Source organism: Pseudomonas sp. DL (assembly GCF_047199225.1).
Lineage (GTDB): Bacteria > Pseudomonadota > Gammaproteobacteria > Pseudomonadales > Pseudomonadaceae > Pseudomonas > Pseudomonas aeruginosa.
This window is the reverse complement of the sequence record NZ_CP178323.1, coordinates 6006860-6025132: the sequence shown is the minus strand read 5'-3', so window position 1 is coordinate 6025132 and position 18273 is coordinate 6006860. Positions and strand designations below refer to the sequence as shown.

Below are 18273 nucleotides of genomic sequence, written 5' to 3'. Positions count from 1 at the left end.
TGGGGTTGGCCCAAACCGCTGACAAGCGCCAGCCGACGATTGGTAGAGCAAATTCGAAATATTCCAAGTGCTTGTTTTGTATGGGGAACTTTCTTAAGTAGAGGCGGTCGTAGACCGAATGTGAAGCGCGATTTCAGGGTCGAAATCGGTATTTTTGCTGGCGGGATGCTGGCCATTCTAACGCCGACGAGCGGCCTGCCTTCAAGGCCTTTCATCGACTTTTCCTTAAGACGCCGCCTCCTGTTGCAGGAGGCGGCGTTTTTCGTGGGCTTCAGATAATGCGCCCGTCGCCCGTGGCCTTTTCCAGGCGTACCGCGATGAACTTCGAAGTCGGCGTATGGCTGCCGACGCCGACGCTCTCCAGCGGCACCAGGGGATTGGTTTCCGGGTAGTAGGCGGCTGCCTGGCCGGCCGGGATGTCGAAGGCGAGCAGGGTGAAGCGGCGTACCCGGCGTTCGATGCCATCGCTCCACAGCGAGACCAGGTCGACCTTGTCGCCCGGCTGGTAGCCCAGGCGGCGGATATCCGCCTCGTTGGCGAATACCACTTCGCGCTGGCCCTTCACTCCGCGATAGCGATCGTCCAGGCCGTAGATGGTGGTGTTGTACTGGTCATGGGAGCGCAGGGTCTGCAGGATCAGGTCGGGTTCGAGGCCGCTGTCGCGCACCTGTGCCGGCAACAGGTCGCGGGGCAGCGGGTTGGCGACGAAGTTGGCCTTGCCGCTGGCGGTGTTCCAGCGTCGTTCGCCGGCGGAGTTGCCGAGGTAGAAGCCACCGGGATGGCGGACGCGGCGGTTGAAGTCGGCGAAACCGGGGATGGTGTCGGCGATCAGCTCGCGGATGCGCTCGTAGTTGGCGATCAGCGCGTCCCAGTCCACCGGATGGTTGCCCAGGGTTGCCTTGGCGATGCCGGCGATGATCGCCGGCTCCGAACGCATCTGCTGCGAGAGCGGCTCCAGTTGCCCGTAGGATGCGTGGATCATGCTGAACGAGTCTTCCACCGTGACCGCCTGCGGGCCTTCGGCCTGGCGGTCGATGTCGGTGCGCCCCAGGCAGGGCAGGATCAGTGCGTCGCGGCCGGTGGTCAGGTGGCTGCGGTTGAGCTTGGTGCTGATGTGCACGGTCAGGTCGCATGACGCCAGGGCGGCGTGGGTGCGCGGACTGTCCGGGGTGGCCTGGGCGAAATTGCCGCCCAGGCCGATGAAGACCTTCGACTTGCCGGCGAGCATCGCGGCGATCGCCTCGACGGCGTTGTGCCCGTTGTGGCGTGGCACTTCGAAGCCGAAGCGCCGTTCCAGTGCGTCGAGCAGCGCCGCCGGCGGCCGCTCGTTGATGCCCATGGTGCGGTCACCCTGAACGTTGCTGTGGCCGCGGACCGGGCAGAGACCGGCGCCCGGGCGGCCCAGGTTGCCGCGCAGGAGTTGCAGGTTGACGATTTCCTGGATGATCGCCACCGAATGGTGGTGCTGGGTGATGCCCATCGCCCAGCAGACGATGACCCTGTTCGCCCGCCGGTACATCCGCGCAGCCTGCTCGATTTCCGCCAGGCCCAGCCCGGACTGGCGCTCCAGGTGTTCCCAGGGGGTGGCATCCAGTTCGGCCAGGTAGGCCTCGAGGCCGTCGGTGTGCTCGGCGATGAAGGCGTGGTCGAATACCGGCTCGCTACCCTCGGCCTGGGCTTCGCGCTCCCAGGCGAGGAGGAACTTGGCGATCCCGCGGATCGCCGCCATGTCGCCGCCCAGTGCCGGACGGAAGAACGCGGTGTTCAGCGGCGAGGACCCGTTGGTCAGCATTTCCAGCGCGTTCTGCGGGTGCTGGAAGCGCTCCAGGCCGCGCTCCTTGAGAGGGTTGAAGCAGACCACCTGGGCACCGCGCTTCACTGCCTCGCGCAGCGGCTCGAGCATGCGCGGGTGGTTGGTGCCGGGGTTCTGCCCAAGGATGAAGATCGCGTCGGCGTGTTCGAAGTCGTCGAAGGTCACGCTGCCCTTGCCGACCCCGACGCTGCGGCCCAGTGCCACGCCGCTGGCTTCGTGGCACATGTTCGAGCAGTCGGGGAAGTTGTTTGTGCCGAACGCGCGGACGAACAACTGGTAGAGGTAGGCCGCCTCGTTGCTGGCCCGCCCGGAGGTATAGAACTCCGCCTGGTCGGGGCTATCCAGGCGTCGCAGGTGCTCGGCGACCAGGGCGAAGGCGGCGTCCCAGGTGATCGGCTGGTAGTGGTCGCTGAGCGGGTCGTAGCGCATCGGTCCGGTGAGGCGGCCCTGGTATTCCAGCCAGTAGTCGCTCTGTTCGCGCAGGGCGCTGACGCTGTAGCGGGCGAAGAACGCCGCGTCGACGCGGCGCTTGGTGGCTTCCCAGTTGACTGCCTTGGCACCGTTCTCGCAGAACTTCACCCGGCCGTCTTCCGGCGAGTCGCCCCAGGCGCAGCCGGGGCAGTCGAAACCGCCGTTCTGGTTGGTCTTGAGCAGGGCGCGGAGGTTCTTGAACGGCTGTTTGCTGTCCAGCCAGAAGTGCGCCACGCTGCGCAGCGCGCCCCAGCCGGCGGCGGCGCCGGCATAGGGCTTGTAGCGGGGTTGGAGAGGTTGCAGGCTCATGGCGGACTCACTCGGTTGCGGCCGGCGCCGGGCTGTAGACCCGCGGGGCGTTGTGATGGGGCTGGTGGATCAGGTTCAGTTGGTGGCGGCGCGCCCATTGCACGGTCAGGGCGGTGGGGGCGGAGAGGCTGACCAGGGTGCCGATCCCGGCACGTACGGCCTTGTGGATAAGCTCCAGGCTGCAGCGGCTGGTGACCACGGCGAAACCGCGCGCGGCGTCGAGGCCTTGGCGGTGCAGGGCGCCGATCAGCTTGTCGAGGGCGTTGTGGCGGCCGATGTCCTCGCGACACAGGCGCAGCTCGCCATGCCCGTCGAAATACAGCGCGGCATGCAGGGCGCCGCTATGGCGCGCCAGTCGCTGGGCCTGCTCGATACGCTGGCGCAGGGCGCCGAGATGGGCGGCGGGAGGCAGCGCCTGCGGCGACCGTTCCGGCAGTTGCGGCAGGGCCTGCTCCAGGGCTTCGACGCCGCACAGGCCGCAGCCGGAAGTGCCGGCCAGTTGCCGGCGTTGGCGCTTGAGGTTCCAGAACGCGCGGCTGCTGATTTCGACCTCGGCGTGGAGGGATTCGCCCTGGCCGCTGACGCGGATTTCATAGATGTCGTCGATGGACTCCACGAAGCCGCTGCTGAGGCTGAAACCGCGGACGAAATCCTCGATGTCCTCGGGCGAGGCCATCATCACCGCCTGGTTCAGTCCGTTGTAGCTGATCGCCACGGCACACTCGGCGGCAAGGGAGGCCTGGCCGACCTGCTGCGGCAGGTGCAGGTCGGCGTAGCGGTAATCGTCGGGAACGGCGGAAGGCGCCCAGGTATCCGCGGATACCGGGCATGCAGGCTGGCAAGGCATGGGCTGGGCCCTATCGTTCTAGGTGTGGCACCAGCCTAGGCCTGACGCGGGGCAGCGTCTAATCGGTTGTGCCGATGCGCTGATCGACGTGATCTATCAAGACTGCGGCGCCAACCAGTTCCGGGCTTCCTCGAAACAGGCTTCGGCCAGCGCCGAGCGCGGCTGTCCGCTGCGGATGATCAGACCGAGCGCTGCCAGGGTATGGGCGTCCTCGATGGGGATCAGGCGCAACTCGCCGTCGACTTCGCTGCCCAGCGGCATGATCGCGCAGCACAAGCCGCGCTGCACCGCCTGCAGCAGTTGCTGTACCGAGTCGGTTTCCAGGCGCGCGATGGGGCTCAACCCGCGGCTGCGGAAGTTGTGGTCGATGGATTGGCGGAAGTGCATGCCCGCCGAGAGCAGGCCTAGCGGCAGGCCAGCCAGCGCTTCCCAGTTCAGCAGCGCGGCGTCGAGCGGGAAATGGCTGGGGTGATGGAGCAGGCCCATGCGGGTCTCCGCCAGTTCGATGCCCTCGAAATGGCTGCGGTCCAGACGGTCCAGATAAGAGACGCCGAGATCGAACTGGTTGCGCGCCAGGCCTTCGAGTACCTGTTCCGAACTCAGGGAATAGAGCTGGAAACGCAACTCCGGGTGGCGCCCGGCCATGTGCTGGACCAGGCGCATCGGGTCGAAGCTGGCCAGCGGCACCACGCCCAGGCGCAGGGTCCCGACCAGTTGCCCGCGGCAGGCGGCGGCTTCCGCGTACAGCCCTTCCTGGGCCGCCAGCAGGCTGCGTGCCCAGGCCAGTACGCGCTCGCCGGCCTCGGTGAAGCCTTCGAAGCGCTGGCTGCGTCGCACCAGTTCCAGGCCGAGTTCTTCCTCCAGGCTGCGCAGGCGCATGGACAGGGTCGGCTGGGTGACGTGGCAGCGCGCGGCGGCCTGGCCGAAGTGGCGGGTTTCGTCGAGGGCGCAGAGGAATTTCAGTTGCTTGATGTCCATCGGCGCTTCCGTGGCGGGGGTGTCGCCGAATCTTAACGCGAATGGGCGCAGTGTTATGGGGTGACGAAGGAGCCTGGGGATATTTCGCCGGTTTTTGCAGTCTAGACTTGGCTAGTCGCGGATCGGGATTGCGCCGGCCGCTTGCAACCGTAACCGTAAAGGGAGAACCAAAGATGGGTATTTTCGCGTTCGTGAAGGAAGCCGGTGAAAAGCTGTGGGATACGCTGACGGGGCATGAGGCACAGGCGGCCGAGTCGCTGAAGGAGCACGTCGCCAAGGTCGGCCTGGGCAACCCGAACATCCAGGTTTCGGTGGAAGGCGACAAGGTCATCGCCTCGGGCGAGGTGGCCAGCCAGGAGGAGAAAGAGAAGATCCTGCTGGCGCTGGGCAACGTCGCCGGCGTCTCCTCGGTGGAAGACAAGATCACCGTGGCCCAGGCCGCTCCGGAGGCGCGCTTCGTCACCGTGAAGAAAGGCGACACCCTGAGCGCCATCGCCAAGGCCGAATACGGCAATGCCAACGCCTACATGAAGATCTTCGAGGCCAACAAGCCGATGCTCAGCCATCCGGACAAGATCTACCCCGGCCAGGTCCTGCGCATTCCCGAGTGATCCCGGCGTTTCGCCAACCCCGCCCGCGTGGCGGGGTTTTCGTTTCCGCGGCTACGGCAGTCCTTCGAGCAGCCGCCGGTAGTCCTCCTGGGCGGCGAACTCCTCGGTGTCCCGGACCTGGCCACGGCTGTCCGGGTGGCGTACCGCCAACAGGTGGGCGACACCATAGGCGCGGGCGCTGCGCAGGATCGGCAGGCTGTCGTCGATGAACAGGCTGCGCTGCGGGTCGAAGCCGAAATCGGCTTGCAGGGCGCTCCAGAAGCGCGCGTCCTCCTTCGGGTAGCCGTAGTCGTGGGAGCTGATCAGTCGGTCGAAATAGGGCGCCAGTTCGATCCGTTCCAGCTTCAGCGACAGCGAGTCGCGGTGCGCGTTGGTGATCAGCGCCACGCGCTTGCCGGCCCGGCGCAGGGCGGCGAGGAAGGTATCGGCGTGCGGACGCAGCGAGATCAGGTGCGCCACCTCGTGCTTGAGTTCGCGGATCGACAGGTCCAGTTCCCGGCTCCAGAAATCCAGGCAGTACCAGTTGAGCTGGCCGGCGTGTTCGCGGAACAGCGGCTCGAGCACGGCGTCGGCTTCGGTGCGACTGAGGCCATTGCGTTCGGCATAGCGCTGGGGCAGGTGTTCCAGCCAGAAGTGGTTGTCGAAGTGCAGGTCGAGCAGGGTGCCGTCCATGTCGAGCAGCACGGTGTCGATGGCGGACCAGGGCAGGGTGGGCATGGCGGCTCTTGTCGCGGTTCGTCGCGATCGATGCGGAAATCTGTCGCTTCCCATCAATCTCCGACAGGGATAATCGGAAAAGCCGGGGTATGATAACCCGCCGGCTTCGCCAAGGAGTTATCCACATGCGTCAGAAACCCACCGTACTCGCCAGCGAGATCGTCGCGAAGAGCCGACTGTTCGCTGTCGAGGAGTTGCAACTGCGCTTCAGCAATGGCGTCGAGCGCACCTACGAGCGTCTGGTCGGCAAGGGCCAGGGCTACGGTGCGGTGATGGTGGTGGCCATGCTCGATGCCGAGCACGCGGTGCTGGTGGAGGAATATTGCGCCGGGGTCGACGAATACCAGTTGTCGCTGCCCAAGGGCCTGGTCGAGCCGGGCGAGGACATCCTCGCGGCGGCCAACCGCGAGCTCAAGGAGGAAGCGGGCTACGGTGCCCGGCAACTGGAGCACATCACCGAACTGTCGCTGTCGCCGGGCTACATGAGCCAGCGCATCCAGGTGGTGCTGGCGCGCGACCTCTACGAGGAGCGCCTGCCGGGCGACGAGCCGGAGCCGATGGGCGTCGATCGCATCAGCCTGCGCGAACTGTCGAGCCTGGCCCAGCACGCCCAGTTCAGCGAAGGCCGCGCCCTGGCTGCGCTGTACCTGGTACGCGACCTGCTCACTCAGCGCGGCGAGTACCAGGCATGAGACCGGTGCCCTGGGGCGAATTGGTGGCGCTGGTGCGGCGCGCCGGCGAGGCGATCCTGCCGCACTGGCGCGCCGACGTGGCGGTGCGCTCGAAGGCCGACGAATCGCCGGTTACCGCCGCCGACCTTGCCGCGCACCATATATTGGAGGCGGGGTTGTGGGCGCTGGCGCCGGACATTCCGGTGCTTTCCGAAGAGGATTGCGAGATACCGCTGAGCGAGCGCGGCCACTGGCGGCGCTGGTGGCTGGTGGACCCGCTGGACGGCACCAAGGAGTTCATCTCCGGTAGCGAGGAGTTCACCGTCAACGTGGCCCTGGTCGAGGATGGCCGGGTGCTGTTCGGCCTGGTCGGCGTGCCGGTGAGCGGCCGCTGCTACTACGGTGGCGCCGGTCTCGGTGCCTGGCGCGAGGAGGCCGATGGCCGCGCGCAACCGATCAGTGTGCGCCTGGAGCCCGAGGAGGCCTTCACCGTGGTGGCCAGCAAGCGCCATGGCAGCCCGGCCCAGGAGCGCCTGCTGGATGGCTTGAGTGAGCGCTTCGGCGACCTGCGGCGAGCCAGCATCGGCAGTTCGCTGAAGTTCTGCCTGCTGGCCGAGGGCGCTGCCGACTGCTATCCGCGCCTGACGCCAACCTCGCAATGGGACACGGCCGCCGCCCAGGGTGTGCTGGAAGGCGCCGGCGGCGAGGTGCTCGACCTGCATGGCGCGCCATTCACCTACGAGCCGCGCGAGGACTACCTCAACGGCTCCTTCCTGGCCCTGCCGCGCGCTGCCGAGTGGCGCAGCGAGCTGATCCAACTGGCGCGCGCGCTGCACTGAAACGAAAAGGCCCGGTCTAGCCGGGCCTTTTCCGTTGTGGTGGCGCTCAGTCGAGCATGTCACTGAAACGCGCGTCCTTCTTGTATACCAGCGGCTGGCTGAAGCCGGGCACCGTCACCTGTTCGGCGCTGACCTCGATGGCGTGTTCGTCGATCAGGTCCTGGCCGAAGTTGTAGATGATCTCCAGGTCGCCCTGCAGCGCGCGCTGGTCGTAGGCGCGGGCGGCGGCGCGGGTCTGCTCGCGCTTCTCGACGTAGGCGGCGAAGGCCGCTTGGCCATGGCGCTTGCGCAGCATCTTCTCGGCGATTCGCGGCGACAGCACCACGCCGCTGGCGTTGTTGCCGCCGAAGCCCTTGGAGTTGATGAAGCACACCTCCAGCGGCTTGTCCTGGCGCATGTCGCGATTGGAGATGCTCAGGCGCTGCTGGTGGACGTCGTCGGCGACCTTGTCGATGGTCTTGATCCCAGGGAGGATGCCGTACTTGAAGGTGCCCAGGGCGGAAATCAGTTGATCGGCGCTGGCGGTGGCCAGGGAGTGGCCGACGTAGGCCTTCACCGCGGTGACCGGCCAGCCGTCGATGCCGAAGGCGCTGGCCACGCGGTCGAGGATTTCCGATTCGGTGACCCGGTTGGCCGGCGTGCTGGAGCCGTGGGCGTGGACGAAGCTGGCGTGGCGCACGGTGTCCAGGCCGACGATCTGCACCGCGCTGGCCACCGCCTTGGCTACCGTCAGGTAGTTGCCCGGGCCGGGGGCGGAGATGGACTTCTTGAAACCGTCGGCGTTGATGAACACGTCGGTTACCGCGCCGTGGATATCCGCGCCCAGACGCAGGGCCAGTTCGTCGTCCATCAGCACTACGTACTGGCTGGACTCGGCCAGGGTGAAGCCGCAGTTCTCGCCGAACGGCCGGCTGGCGCGGCGGAAGTCCACGTCGTCGCGGCCTTCTATCAGGCGCAGGCCTTCTTCGGTGGCCAGTGCGCCCATGGCGCTGTAGCCCTCGATGCACTCCGGCAGGATCGGCGCCTCGCTGTTGCCGACGATGACCACCCGGGCCTGGCCGCTGGTGATGACGTCGATACCCTTCTGCAGGTTGTAGAGGAAGGTGGCGCAGGCGCCTGTGATGCTGCCGGTCATGCCGACGCTGCCGAGCACGTAGGCATTGATGAAATCGGTGGGCATGCTGTTGAAGCCCAGCGGCAGTTGCTTGGCCGAGACCCGGTGGCCCTTCAGGCGGGATTGCATCAGGCCGCCGAAACCGTTGTCGTCGAGCTGGCTCATGATGCTGCCGGAGAATACCGCGATCTCGTCGGGCTGGACGTTGTCGACGATGGTCTTCCAGTCGATGCCGGTGGAGCGGATCGCGTCGGTCGCGGCGACCACCGACATCTGCAGGCCGCGCGGGTGGAAGCGCGAGTTGTACAGCTCGCCCGGTTCGAAACCGGTGGGCAACTGGCCGGCGGACTTCACCGTCAGCGCACGGTAGCTGTCCACCTTGAACTCGCAGCGCTCGTGGATGCTCACCAGCACCTCGCCGTCCTCCGCGGGAGCGATCGACCAGTTGGCCGGCAGCGGCTCGGGCAGTTGCTTGGGCGAGGCCTTGAAGGTCAGCGCCTGGCCTTCGGCAGGGGACAGCTCGAGGACCTTGTGCCAGTGGACTGCATCCGGGTCGAGGTACTGCGGTTCGATGCGTCGCACCAGGGTAGAGGCGAAGATGCGTTCGGCGTAGCGCCGCTCGATGTCCTCCGGGGACAGCGGCGTGCCGTCTTCGGCCAGGTAGCGGCCGCCTTCGGCCTTGACCAGTTTCATCATGACCGCCAGGCCGGCTAGGGTTTCCTGGCGCGCCTGCGGGTCCATCGATTCGATGACCATGCGGCGGAAGCCGTGGTGGAAGGAACTACGGCCTGCTGCGTTGTAGCCACCGAAACCAACAATGACCGGTAGTCGAGACATCACTCAGAAACTCCTTCGAATAGTCGTTCGCGTGCCGGGCTGCTGCCTGGTCCGGAGCGGGAAGCGCGTGGCGGCGATGGCGGCCTTTCCCGTCGGCGAGGCGAGCTTCACGGACCCGGGCACGAGCCAGTGGCCGTTGAAATGATCAGGGTGACTATGCTGACGTGAATCATGACTATCGAGTCACGTATTTTCCTACTGAATACCGCGTTGCGTGGGCTTTCCACAAGTGCTGGCGGTCTGCCGTGGGGGGATTGACGCCCATGGCCGGGCTGTTGGCAGAGGTGGGGCGTGGGCGAGTGTTGCGGGACTTGCTTGAAAGTCCGCGCGCAGAGGCGTGGCGCTATCCACCTTTCGCCCGATGCCGGCAGAGGAGAATGAAGAAGGGCCGCGAAGCGGCCCTGGGGGTGGTGTATCAGCGGTACTCGATGCCCGCCTTGCGCGTGCTGACCCGTGTTCCCGCCTTGCCCTCGGTGATTGCGACGATGTCCGCGAGCGAACCGATCACCGCGTCCTTGCCGGTGGCGCGGGCGAACTCGATGGCGGCCTGGACCTTCGGACCCATGGAGCCGGCGGCGAAGCCGAGGCGCTCCAGTTCGTCCGGGTGGGCCTGGGCGATGGCCTTCTGGGTCGGCTTGCCCCAGTCGATGTAGGCCGCGTCGACGTCGGTGGCGATGATCAGGATGTCGGCCACCAGCTCCTGGGCCAGCAGCGAGGAGCAAAGGTCCTTGTCGATCACCGCCTCGACGCCGCTGAGCTTCTTCCCGGCCTCGTCGTACATGGTCGGGATACCGCCGCCGCCAGCGCAGATGACGATGGTGCCTTTCTCCAGCAGCCACTTCACCGGGCGGATCTCGAAGATCCGCTTCGGCCGCGGGCTGGGCACCACGCGGCGGAACTTGTCGCCGTCCGGGGCGATGCTCCAGCCCTTCTCGGCGGCCAGGCGCTCGGCTTCTTCCCTGGAGTAGACCGGGCCGATCGGCTTGGTCGGGTTCTGGAACGCCGGATCCTTACCGTCCACCTCGACCTGGGTGAGGATGGTGGCGAACGGCACTTCGAACGGCAGCAGGTTGCCCATTTCCTGTTCGATCATGTAGCCGATCATGCCCTCGGTTTCCGCGCCGAGGACGTCCAGCGGGTAGGGCGAGACCTTGTCGTAGGCGGCACCCTGGAGGGCCAGCAGGCCGACCTGGGGGCCGTTGCCGTGGGCGATCACCAGCTCGTTGCCGGGCGCCACCTTGGCGATCTGTTCGGCGGCGATCCGCACGTTTTCCCGCTGGTTGTCCGCGGTCATGGGTTCGCCACGGCGTAGCAGGGCATTACCGCCCAATGCGACGACGATACGCATATCGGTTACCTCCGGAAGGCGGCTGCGCCCGGCCGCGTGGGCCGGGGCGCAGGAGCGCGGTCAGATGTCGGCGAGGGTCGAGACGAGGATCGCCTTGATGGTGTGCATGCGGTTCTCGGCCTGCTCGAAGGCGATGTTGTAGGGCGACTCGAAGACGTCCTCGGTCACCTCGATGCCGTTGGCCAGGTTCGGATACTGCTCGGCGATCTGCTTGCCGACCTTGGTCTCGCTGTTGTGGAACGCCGGCAGGCAGTGCATGAACTTGGCCCGCGGGTTGCCGGTGGCCTTCATGATCTCCATGTTGACCTGGTAGGGCAGCAGTTCCTTGATCCGCTCGCCCCAGGCTTCCACCGGCTCGCCCATCGACACCCAGACGTCGGTGTGGACGAAGTCCACGCCCTTCACGGCTTCCTTCGGATCCTCGGTGAGGGTCAGCTTGGCGCCGCTTTCCTCGGCGAACTTCTTGCACTGGGCGACGAACTCGTCGTGCGGCCAGAGCGCCTTCGGTGCGGCGATGCGTACGTCCATGCCGAGCTTGGCGCCGATCAGCAGCAGGGAGTTGCCCATGTTGTTGCGCGCGTCGCCCAGGTAGGCGTAGCTGATGTCGTGCAGCGGCTTGTCGCTGTGCTCGCGCATGGTCAGCACGTCGGCGAGCATCTGGGTCGGGTGGTATTCGTCGGTCAGGCCGTTGAACACCGGAACGCCGGCGAACTTCGCGAGTTCCTCGACGATTTCCTGCTTGAAGCCGCGGTACTCGATGGCGTCGTACATCCGGCCGAGGACCCGCGCGGTGTCCTTCATGCTCTCCTTGTGGCCGATCTGCGAGGAGTTCGGGTCGATGTAGGTGACGTTGGCGCCCTGGTCGTAGGCGGCCACCTCGAAGGCGCAGCGGGTGCGGGTGGAGGTCTTCTCGAAGATCAGGGCGATGTTCTTGCGTTGCAGGTGCTGCTGCTCGGTGCCGGTGTACTTGGCGCGCTTGAGGTCGCGGGACAGGTCGAGCAGGTAACGCAGCTCGCGGGTGCTGTGGTGCATCAGGCTGAGCAGGTTACGGTTGTGCATGTTGAAAGCCATGATTGATCTCCTTGTGGGAAGTCGGTGGGCGGCGCCCCTCCTGGGGACGCCGCCGTTCAGCTCGAGAGAGGGTTGTCTGTCAGTAGTCGATCGGGTCGCGGACGATCGGGCAGGTCATGCAGTGGCCGCCGCCGCGACCGCGACCCAGTTCGCTGGCGCTGATGGTGATGACCTCGACGCCGGCCTTGCGCAGCAGGGTGTTGGTGTAGGTGTTGCGGTCGTAGCCGACCACCACGCCCGGCTCCAGGCAGACCACGTTGTTACCGTCGTCCCATTGCTCGCGCTCGGCGGCGAAGCTGTTGCCGCCGGTCTCGACCACGCGCAGTTTCTTCAGGCCGAGGGATTCGGCGACCACTTCGAGGAAGGTTTTCTCCTCGCGGCGGATGTTCATGCCGTAGGGGCTGCTCGGATCGGGGCGCAGGCTGAAGGGCACGATTTCCTTGACCACTTCCGGGAAGACCGTGACCAGGTCGCGGTCGCAGAAGCTGAACACGGTGTCCAGGTGCATCGCGGCGCGGGACTTCGGCAGGCCGGCGACGATCACCCGCTCGGCGGCGCCCTTGGCGAACAGCGACTGGGCGACCTGACCGATGGCCTGGCGCGAGGAGCGCTCGCCCATGCCGATCAGGACCACGCCGTTGCCGATCGGCATCACGTCGCCGCCTTCCAGGGTCGAGGAGCCGTGGTCCTTGTCCGGGTCGCCGTACCAGATCTCGAACTCGGCGTTGGCGAACTCGGGGTGGAACTTGTAGATGGCGGTGGTCAGCAGGGTTTCCTGTCGTCGCGCCGGCCAGTACATCGGGTTCAGGGTCACGCCGCCGTAGATCCAGCAAGTGGTGTCGCGGGTGAACTGGGTGTTCGGCAACGGCGGCAGCAGGAAGCTGGAATGGCCCAGGTACTCGCGGTACATCTTGAGGATGTCGGCGCCTTCGCTGGCGGGCAGGTCGTCAGCGGCGACGCCGCCGATCAGGTACTCGGCCAGCTTGCGCGGCTCCAGGCTCTCCAGCCAGGAGCGCAGCTCGCTGGTCAGGCCCAGGCCGACGCTGTCGGCGGTGATCTTGCGATCGAGGATCCACTTCAGCGCTTCCGGGTTCTGGATGGTCTCGGTCAGCAGATTGTGCATCTCGAGGACGTCGATGCCGCGCTCGCGCATCTTGGTGACGAAGTCGAAGTGGTCGCGCTTGGCCTGGTTCACCCAGATCACGTCGTCGAACAGCAACTCGTCGCAGTTGCTCGGGGTCAGGCGCTGGTGGGCGAGTCCGGGCGAGCAGACCATCACTTTGCGCAGTTTGCCGGCTTCGGAGTGGACGCCAAGTTTGGTTTTTTCCGTGCTCATTTCACGTCTCCAGTGGAGTAATCAGAGGGTGAGGAAACCGTCGTAGAGGCCGTAGGCAGCCACCAGGGCGCCAATGACGACTGCGGCGAAGATCAGTTTTTCGATTCCGGTGAAGATCGGCTGGCCGACCTCGTGCTTGGCCTTGGCGAAAAGGATCGCGCCGGGCGCATACAGCAGGGCGGACAGCAGCAGGTACTTCAGGCCCCCGGCGTAGAGCAGCCAGACCGCGTAGGCCACGGCGATGCCGGCGATGACCAGGTCCTTGCTGCGTTCGCGGGCATCGTTCTCGTAGGTCTCGCCCTTCAGGGTCAGCAGCAGGCCATAGGCGGCGGACCAGAAGTACGGGATCAGGATCATCGAGGTGGCCAGGAGCAGCATCTTGGTGTACGGGTCCATGCCGTCCGGGTCGCCCGAGGTGAAGAACACCACCACCAGGAACACCTGTACGCAGATGTTGGTCAGCCACAGGGCGTTGGCCGGCACCTGGTTGGCGTTCTCGCGGCGCAGGAACTCCGGCATGGTGTGGTCCTTGGCGGCGGCGAACATGATCTCGGCGCACAGCAGCACCCAGGAGAGCAGCGCGCCCAGCAGCGAGATCAGCAGGCCGACGCTGATCAGCACGGCGCCCCAGTGGCCGACCACATGCTCGAGTACCAGCGCCATCGACGGGTTCTGCAGCTTGGCCAGTTCCGGCTGGGTCATCACGCCCATGGACAGCACGTTGACCAGCACCAGCAGGAGCAGGACGGTGATGAAGCCGATCACGGTGGCCTTGCCGACGTCGGAACGTTTTTCCGCGCGGGAGGAGAAGATGCTCGCGCCCTCGATGCCGATGAACACCCAGACGGTGACCAGCATCATGTTGCGCACCTGGTTCATCACGCTGCCCAGGTCCGGGTTGCTCTTGCCCCAGATGTCGGCGGTGAAGATGTCCAGCTTGAAGGCGAACAGGCAGATCAGGATGAACAGGAACAGCGGCACGACCTTGGCCACGGTGGTGACGGTGTTGATGAACGCCGCCTCCTTGATCCCGCGCAGCACCAGGAAGTGCAGGGCCCAGAGCAGGACCGAGGCGCAGACGATCGCCGCGACGGTGTCGCCCTTGCCGAAGATCGGGAAGAAGTAGCCGAGGGTGCTGAACAACAGGACGAAGTAGCCGACGTTGCCCAGCCAGGCGCTGATCCAGTAGCCCCAGGCCGAGGAGAAACCCATGTAGTCGCCGAAGCCGGCCTTGGCGTAGGCGTACACGCCGCCGTCGAGTTCGGGCTTGCGGTTGGCGAGGGTCTGGAAGACGAAAGCGAGGGTGAGCATGCCGACGGCGGTGATCGCCCATCCGATCAGGACGGCGCCGACGTCGGCGCTGGCTGCCATGTTTTGCGGAAGGGAGAAGATGCCCCCTCCGATCATCGAGCCGACAACCAGAGCCGTTAGCGCTCCTAGTCGGAGTTTTTGGCTGGATTCTTGGGACATTTTCGGAATCTCCCTATAGGAATTGAGAGTGAAGCCATTAGGCGGCAGCGGCTATTGTTGAATGCTGATCCACGTCAATAGCTTCCTACTCAAAGTAATTAGATGACGCATTCCTGTAAGTCGCGAGTGCCAAAGATAGAAGAGGAATCTAAGACCTGCCCGGAATAGGGCGGTTTTTCATGTGATAGGGGAAGTCTTGCCATCCGCTACGGGGAAAGCTTGAAATTGCTCGAAATCGGGCTATAAGCCGCGGATCAAGCCGGATCGTTGATGCCGATCAATGAATTTCGCGAGACGGTATTCTGACTTTTGGAGGGGGGCTCGCCAGCTTGTTGGCGGTCCGCCGAAAACCGCCACGGTTTGCCAGAGAAGTGTTTCAGTATTTCGGTGTAGGTGCTTTTTTATTTATAAGTAAAAATAATTTTCCGCTCTTATCAAAGAACGAAAAAGCACAAGGAAAGAAATGAAGAAGCCCGGCGAACGCCGGGCTCTTCATTTGGGCTTCAGGGTATGAAGACCGCTGGGGGGACGGGATCGCCGCCCACCCGCCGCGCGTGCTGGCGCACGTCGGCACAGGGGAAGGGGCCGCCATCCGGTTCGTGGCCGAAGGGCGCGGTTCGCTGGGCGAACCGAAAGCCGGTGCCAGGGGCACTGCGAGCGATTGAGCAAGCGGCGTGCCAGCCATCGACAGGTGGCCCGGCCCGTCAACTGCGGGGCACGGGCCTGCGGCATGAGCGGATTTTTGCCGAAGGCCCGAGCGCAGGGCGGGGTTTTCCGCCGTCGTTACCGTTCCGTCAGCTCATCCCCAGCCAGTTCGGCAATGCCAGGGATACCGCCGGGATGTAGGTCACGATGATCAGGAACACCAGCAGGATCATCAGCCACGGCAGCGCTGCGCGGATGGTCGCGCCCAGCGGCATGCCGGTGACCGCCGAGGTGACGAACAGGTTGAGCCCGACCGGCGGCGTGATCAGGCCGATCTCCATGTTCACCACCATGATGATGCCGAGGTGGATCGGATCGATGCCCAGCTCCATGGCGATGGGGAAGAAGATCGGCGCCAGGATCAGGATGATCGCCGAAGGCTCCATGAAGTTGCCGGCGATCAGCAGCACGATGTTCACCACCAGCAGGAACATCCATGGCGAAAGTCCCAGTTCCGTGACCCAGCTGGCGATGCTCTGCGGTATCTGCTCGGTGGTCAGCACGTGGGCGAAGAGCATGGCGTTGGCGATGATGAACATCAGCATGATGGTCAGCTTGCCGGACTCCAGCAGCACCTTCGGGCATTCGCTCAGGCGCATGTCGCGGTAGACGAACAGTGCGACGAAGGCCGAGTACACCGCGGCGACGGCGGCGGCCTCGGTGGGGGTGAAGGCGCCGGAATAGATGCCGCCGAGGATGATCACCATCAGCAGCAGCCCCCACAGCGCCTTGCGCGCGCTGGCCAGCCATTCGCGCAGACTGACCCTTGGCATGGCGGGCAGCTTCTTGACCCGGGCGACGATGTAGATCACCACCATCAGGATCAGTCCCAGCAGCAGCCCCGGAACCACGCCGGCGATGAACAGCTTGCCCACCGAGGTCTCGGTGGCGGCGGCGTAGACCACCATCACGATCGATGGCGGGATGAGGATGCCGAGGGTGCCGGCGTTGCAGACGATCCCGGCGCCGAACGCCTGTGGATAACCCGAGCGGACCATGCCGGCGATGGCGATCGAACCCACTGCCGCCACCGTTGCCGGAGACGAGCCGGATAGCGCGGCGAAGAGCATGCAGGCGAGCACCGCGGCGATCGCCAGGCCGCCACGGATGTGTCCGACGCAGGCGTTGGCGAAGTCGATCAGGCGCCGCGCCACGCCACCGGTGGTCATGAACGCGCCGGAGAGCAGGAAGAACGGGATCGCCAGCAGGGTGTAGTGCTCGGAGGTCTCGAACAGCTTGATCGCCAGCGAGCGTACCGAGTCCGGGCTGAACAGGAGGATCGTCAGTGCGCCGGAGAGACCCAGGGAGACGGCGATCGGCACGCCGATGAACATCAGCAGGAAGAGCAGCAGGAAGAGGAACAGAATGGTCATGTCTTGGGCTCCTCGTGCTCGGTCAGCTTCAGCGCGTCGGCAGCCTCGTCGGCCAGTCCCAGTCCGGTCTGGCGGTTGCGCAGGATGCGCACGAGGATCTCGGCGAAACGGATGAACACCAGGGCGAAGCCGACCGGCACGATCAGGCCGATGTGCCATTGGCGGATGCCGAAGTGGTCGAGGTCCTCGGCGCCGATGCCGGCGATGAACAGGGTCTTCACCCAGTCGTAGCTGGCCACGCAGAGCAGGCCGGCGTAGCCGAGGCAGGCCAGGCAGGCGATCACGCCGAGCACGCGCTGTATCGGTCGCGAGGCCAGCTTCACCAGCACGTCCACACCGAGGTGCCCGGCGGTGCGTACGCCGTAGGCGATGCCGAGGAAGATCAGCCAGGCGAACAGGGCCTTGGTCAGGGCGTTGCTCCAGGTCATCTCCTGGGCCAGGGTGAGGACCCCATCGCCGATGGCGAGCAGCGTCTCGTTGCCGCCCTCCCAGAGATCGGCGAGATCGTAGAGCAGCGTATAGAGGTTATTGAGGACTACATAAACGAAGGTAACCAGCGTCATGGCGGCGAGGAGGAAGGCGATCAGGCCTTCCTCCAGGCGCGCCCAGACGCGCGCGAGCGCGTGCATGGGCTTTCCCTCTTCTTCTTATTGGGCCTGGTTGGCGGCTTCGGCGGCCTTGATCAGGTCGGCGCCGATCTCGCCTTCGAACTTCTTCCACACCGGCTGCATGGCCTTGCGCCATTCGGCCCGCTGTTCGGGAGTGAGTTCGATGATCTCGCTGGTCTTGGCCTCGACGATGCGCTGCTTGTCGCCCTGGTTGAGCGCCTCGGCCTGCTTGTTCACCTCCACGGTGACCTCGTCCATGGTCTTGGCCAGCACGCCGCGCACGTCTTCCGGCAGGCCGTTCCAGAACTTGGTGTTGGTGATCACCATGTAGTCCAGCACGCCGTGGTCGGACTCGGTGATGTACTTCTGCACTTCGTGCATCTTCTGCGAGTAGATGTTCGACCAGGGGTTCTCGGTACCGTTGACCACGCCGGTCTGCAGGCCCTGATAGACCTCGGCGAAGCTCATCTTGCGCGGGTTGGCGCGCACCGCCTTGAACTGTTCCTCGAGCACCTTGGAGGCCTGCACGCGGAACTTCAGGCCGCGGGCGTCCTTCGGCTCGCGCAGGGGCTTGTTGGCGGACAACTGCTTCATCCCGTTGTGCCAGTAGCCGAGGCCAGTGATGCCCTTGTCCTGCATCGAGGTCAGCAGCTCCTTGCCCTGCGGGCTCTGCTGGAAGCGGTCGACCGCCTGGATGTTGTCGAACAGGAACGGCAGGTCGAAGATCTGCAATTTCTTGGTGTACTGCTCGAACTTGGCCAGCGACGGCGCGATGATCTGCACGTCGCCCAGCAGCAGGGCTTCCATCTCCTTGCCGTCGCCGAACAGCGACGAGTTCGGGTAGACCTCCACCTTGACCTTGCCCGGCAGGCGTTCCTCCACCAGTTTCTTGAACAGCAGCGCGCCCTGGCCCTTGGGCGTGTGCTCGGCGACGACGTGGGAGAACTTGATGACGATCGGGTCGGCCGCCTGGACGATTCCGGCGACGGTCAGGGAAAGTGCGCAGACGAGCGCCTTCGCGGTGTGCTTGAGCATGAGACTTCCTCTTTGTTCTTGTCTGTCTTTTATGAAGAGGACGGGTGTCCTCTCGGCGTGGCCGAACAAGGGAAGTCTAGGCAGCGCAGCGGCAGATGCTGCGTGAATCGGAAAAGCGCC

The 18273-nt window shown here is 65.3% G+C and carries 15 protein-coding genes; 3 read left to right on the top strand and 12 right to left on the bottom strand.

Annotation, left to right across the window (positions count from 1 at the left end):
* Positions 1–271: 271 nt before the first annotated feature.
* The 3 genes from ACI766_RS28060 to ACI766_RS28050 all read right to left on the bottom strand — a co-directional run bounded on the left by ACI766_RS28060 (position 272) and on the right by ACI766_RS28050 (position 4418).
* Positions 272–2593, bottom strand: a complete 2322-nt coding sequence (locus tag ACI766_RS28060; RefSeq protein ID WP_003118023.1) for an FdhF/YdeP family oxidoreductase — start codon at positions 2591–2593, stop codon at positions 272–274.
* A gap of 7 nt (positions 2594–2600) precedes the next feature.
* On the bottom strand, positions 2601–3440 hold the full coding sequence (gene fdhD / locus ACI766_RS28055; RefSeq protein WP_003100044.1) for a formate dehydrogenase accessory sulfurtransferase FdhD: 840 nt from the start codon (positions 3438–3440) through the stop codon (positions 2601–2603).
* Between the two features lie 96 nt (positions 3441–3536).
* Entirely contained in the window at positions 3537–4418 is an 882-nt protein-coding gene (locus tag ACI766_RS28050) for a LysR family transcriptional regulator (protein WP_003100042.1), read from the bottom strand.
* 173 nt (positions 4419–4591) lie between these two features.
* Between ACI766_RS28050 and lysM the strand changes: the two genes are divergently transcribed.
* Positions 4592–5029, top strand: a complete 438-nt coding sequence (gene lysM, locus ACI766_RS28045) for a peptidoglycan-binding protein LysM (RefSeq protein WP_003096210.1) — start codon at positions 4592–4594, stop codon at positions 5027–5029.
* A 51-nt stretch (positions 5030–5080) separates the two neighbouring features.
* Here lysM and yrfG read toward each other — a convergent pair whose 3' ends face one another.
* Positions 5081–5746 (bottom strand): GMP/IMP nucleotidase, encoded by a 666-nt coding sequence (yrfG, locus tag ACI766_RS28040; RefSeq protein ID WP_003114065.1) that lies wholly within the window; start codon positions 5744–5746, stop codon positions 5081–5083.
* 125 nt (positions 5747–5871) lie between these two features.
* Here yrfG and nudE point away from each other — a divergent pair, with 125 nt between their 5' ends.
* Positions 5872–6438, top strand: coding sequence for an ADP compounds hydrolase NudE (gene nudE / locus ACI766_RS28035; protein ID WP_003096206.1), 567 nt, complete (start codon positions 5872–5874; stop codon positions 6436–6438).
* Positions 6435–7256 carry a 3'(2'),5'-bisphosphate nucleotidase CysQ gene (gene cysQ, locus ACI766_RS28030; RefSeq protein ID WP_087823882.1) on the top strand — a complete coding sequence of 274 codons (822 nt, stop codon included), beginning with the start codon at positions 6435–6437 and terminating at the stop codon, positions 7254–7256. Before nudE ends, cysQ begins: the two co-directional genes overlap by 4 nt.
* Before the next feature lie 46 nt (positions 7257–7302).
* On the opposite strand, the gene fabY is transcribed toward cysQ, so the two are convergent.
* From fabY to dctP, 8 genes are all read right to left on the bottom strand, one after another.
* Complete coding sequence (gene fabY, locus ACI766_RS28025) at positions 7303–9207, bottom strand: beta-ketoacyl-ACP synthase FabY (protein WP_003114068.1); 1905 nt, start codon at positions 9205–9207, stop codon at positions 7303–7305.
* Between the two features lie 415 nt (positions 9208–9622).
* Entirely contained in the window at positions 9623–10555 is a 933-nt protein-coding gene (gene arcC / locus ACI766_RS28020) for a carbamate kinase (protein ID WP_023120080.1), read from the bottom strand.
* A 60-nt stretch (positions 10556–10615) separates the two neighbouring features.
* On the bottom strand, positions 10616–11626 hold the full coding sequence (locus tag ACI766_RS28015; RefSeq protein ID WP_003096197.1) for an ornithine carbamoyltransferase: 1011 nt from the start codon (positions 11624–11626) through the stop codon (positions 10616–10618).
* Positions 11627–11705: 79 nt separating this feature from the next.
* Complete coding sequence (gene arcA, locus ACI766_RS28010) at positions 11706–12962, bottom strand: arginine deiminase (RefSeq protein WP_023108863.1); 1257 nt, start codon at positions 12960–12962, stop codon at positions 11706–11708.
* Between the two features lie 21 nt (positions 12963–12983).
* Positions 12984–14432: an arginine-ornithine antiporter gene (gene arcD, locus ACI766_RS28005; RefSeq protein ID WP_003123669.1), complete on the bottom strand. Its 1449-nt coding sequence runs from the start codon at positions 14430–14432 to the stop codon at positions 12984–12986.
* 794 nt (positions 14433–15226) lie between these two features.
* A complete protein-coding gene (gene dctM, locus ACI766_RS28000; RefSeq protein ID WP_003105529.1) occupies positions 15227–16510 on the bottom strand; it encodes a C4-dicarboxylate TRAP transporter large permease protein DctM in 1284 nt (427 codons plus the stop codon).
* On the bottom strand, positions 16507–17139 hold the full coding sequence (gene dctQ / locus ACI766_RS27995; RefSeq protein WP_076939057.1) for a C4-dicarboxylate TRAP transporter small permease protein DctQ: 633 nt from the start codon (positions 17137–17139) through the stop codon (positions 16507–16509). Before dctQ ends, dctM begins: the two co-directional genes overlap by 4 nt.
* 18 nt (positions 17140–17157) lie before the next feature.
* Complete coding sequence (gene dctP / locus ACI766_RS27990; RefSeq protein ID WP_003105525.1) at positions 17158–18153, bottom strand: C4-dicarboxylate TRAP substrate-binding protein DctP; 996 nt, start codon at positions 18151–18153, stop codon at positions 17158–17160.
* Positions 18154–18273 lie beyond the last annotated feature (120 nt).

Coding starts and splice junctions, on each gene's coding strand:
- nudE (WP_003096206.1), top strand. CDS start 5,872: ATGCGTCAGAAACCCACCGTACTCGCCAGCGAGATCGTCGCGAAGAGC.
- fdhD (WP_003100044.1), bottom strand. CDS start 3,440: ATGCCTTGCCAGCCTGCATGCCCGGTATCCGCGGATACCTGGGCGCCT.
- lysM (WP_003096210.1), top strand. CDS start 4,592: ATGGGTATTTTCGCGTTCGTGAAGGAAGCCGGTGAAAAGCTGTGGGAT.
- arcA (WP_023108863.1), bottom strand. CDS start 12,962: ATGAGCACGGAAAAAACCAAACTTGGCGTCCACTCCGAAGCCGGCAAA.
- dctM (WP_003105529.1), bottom strand. CDS start 16,510: ATGACCATTCTGTTCCTCTTCCTGCTGCTCTTCCTGCTGATGTTCATC.
- cysQ (WP_087823882.1), top strand. CDS start 6,435: ATGAGACCGGTGCCCTGGGGCGAATTGGTGGCGCTGGTGCGGCGCGCC.
- yrfG (WP_003114065.1), bottom strand. CDS start 5,746: ATGCCCACCCTGCCCTGGTCCGCCATCGACACCGTGCTGCTCGACATG.
- dctP (WP_003105525.1), bottom strand. CDS start 18,153: ATGCTCAAGCACACCGCGAAGGCGCTCGTCTGCGCACTTTCCCTGACC.
- ACI766_RS28015 (WP_003096197.1), bottom strand. CDS start 11,626: ATGGCTTTCAACATGCACAACCGTAACCTGCTCAGCCTGATGCACCAC.
- fabY (WP_003114068.1), bottom strand. CDS start 9,207: ATGTCTCGACTACCGGTCATTGTTGGTTTCGGTGGCTACAACGCAGCA.
- arcD (WP_003123669.1), bottom strand. CDS start 14,432: ATGTCCCAAGAATCCAGCCAAAAACTCCGACTAGGAGCGCTAACGGCT.
- dctQ (WP_076939057.1), bottom strand. CDS start 17,139: ATGCACGCGCTCGCGCGCGTCTGGGCGCGCCTGGAGGAAGGCCTGATC.
- arcC (WP_023120080.1), bottom strand. CDS start 10,555: ATGCGTATCGTCGTCGCATTGGGCGGTAATGCCCTGCTACGCCGTGGC.
- ACI766_RS28060 (WP_003118023.1), bottom strand. CDS start 2,593: ATGAGCCTGCAACCTCTCCAACCCCGCTACAAGCCCTATGCCGGCGCC.
- ACI766_RS28050 (WP_003100042.1), bottom strand. CDS start 4,418: ATGGACATCAAGCAACTGAAATTCCTCTGCGCCCTCGACGAAACCCGC.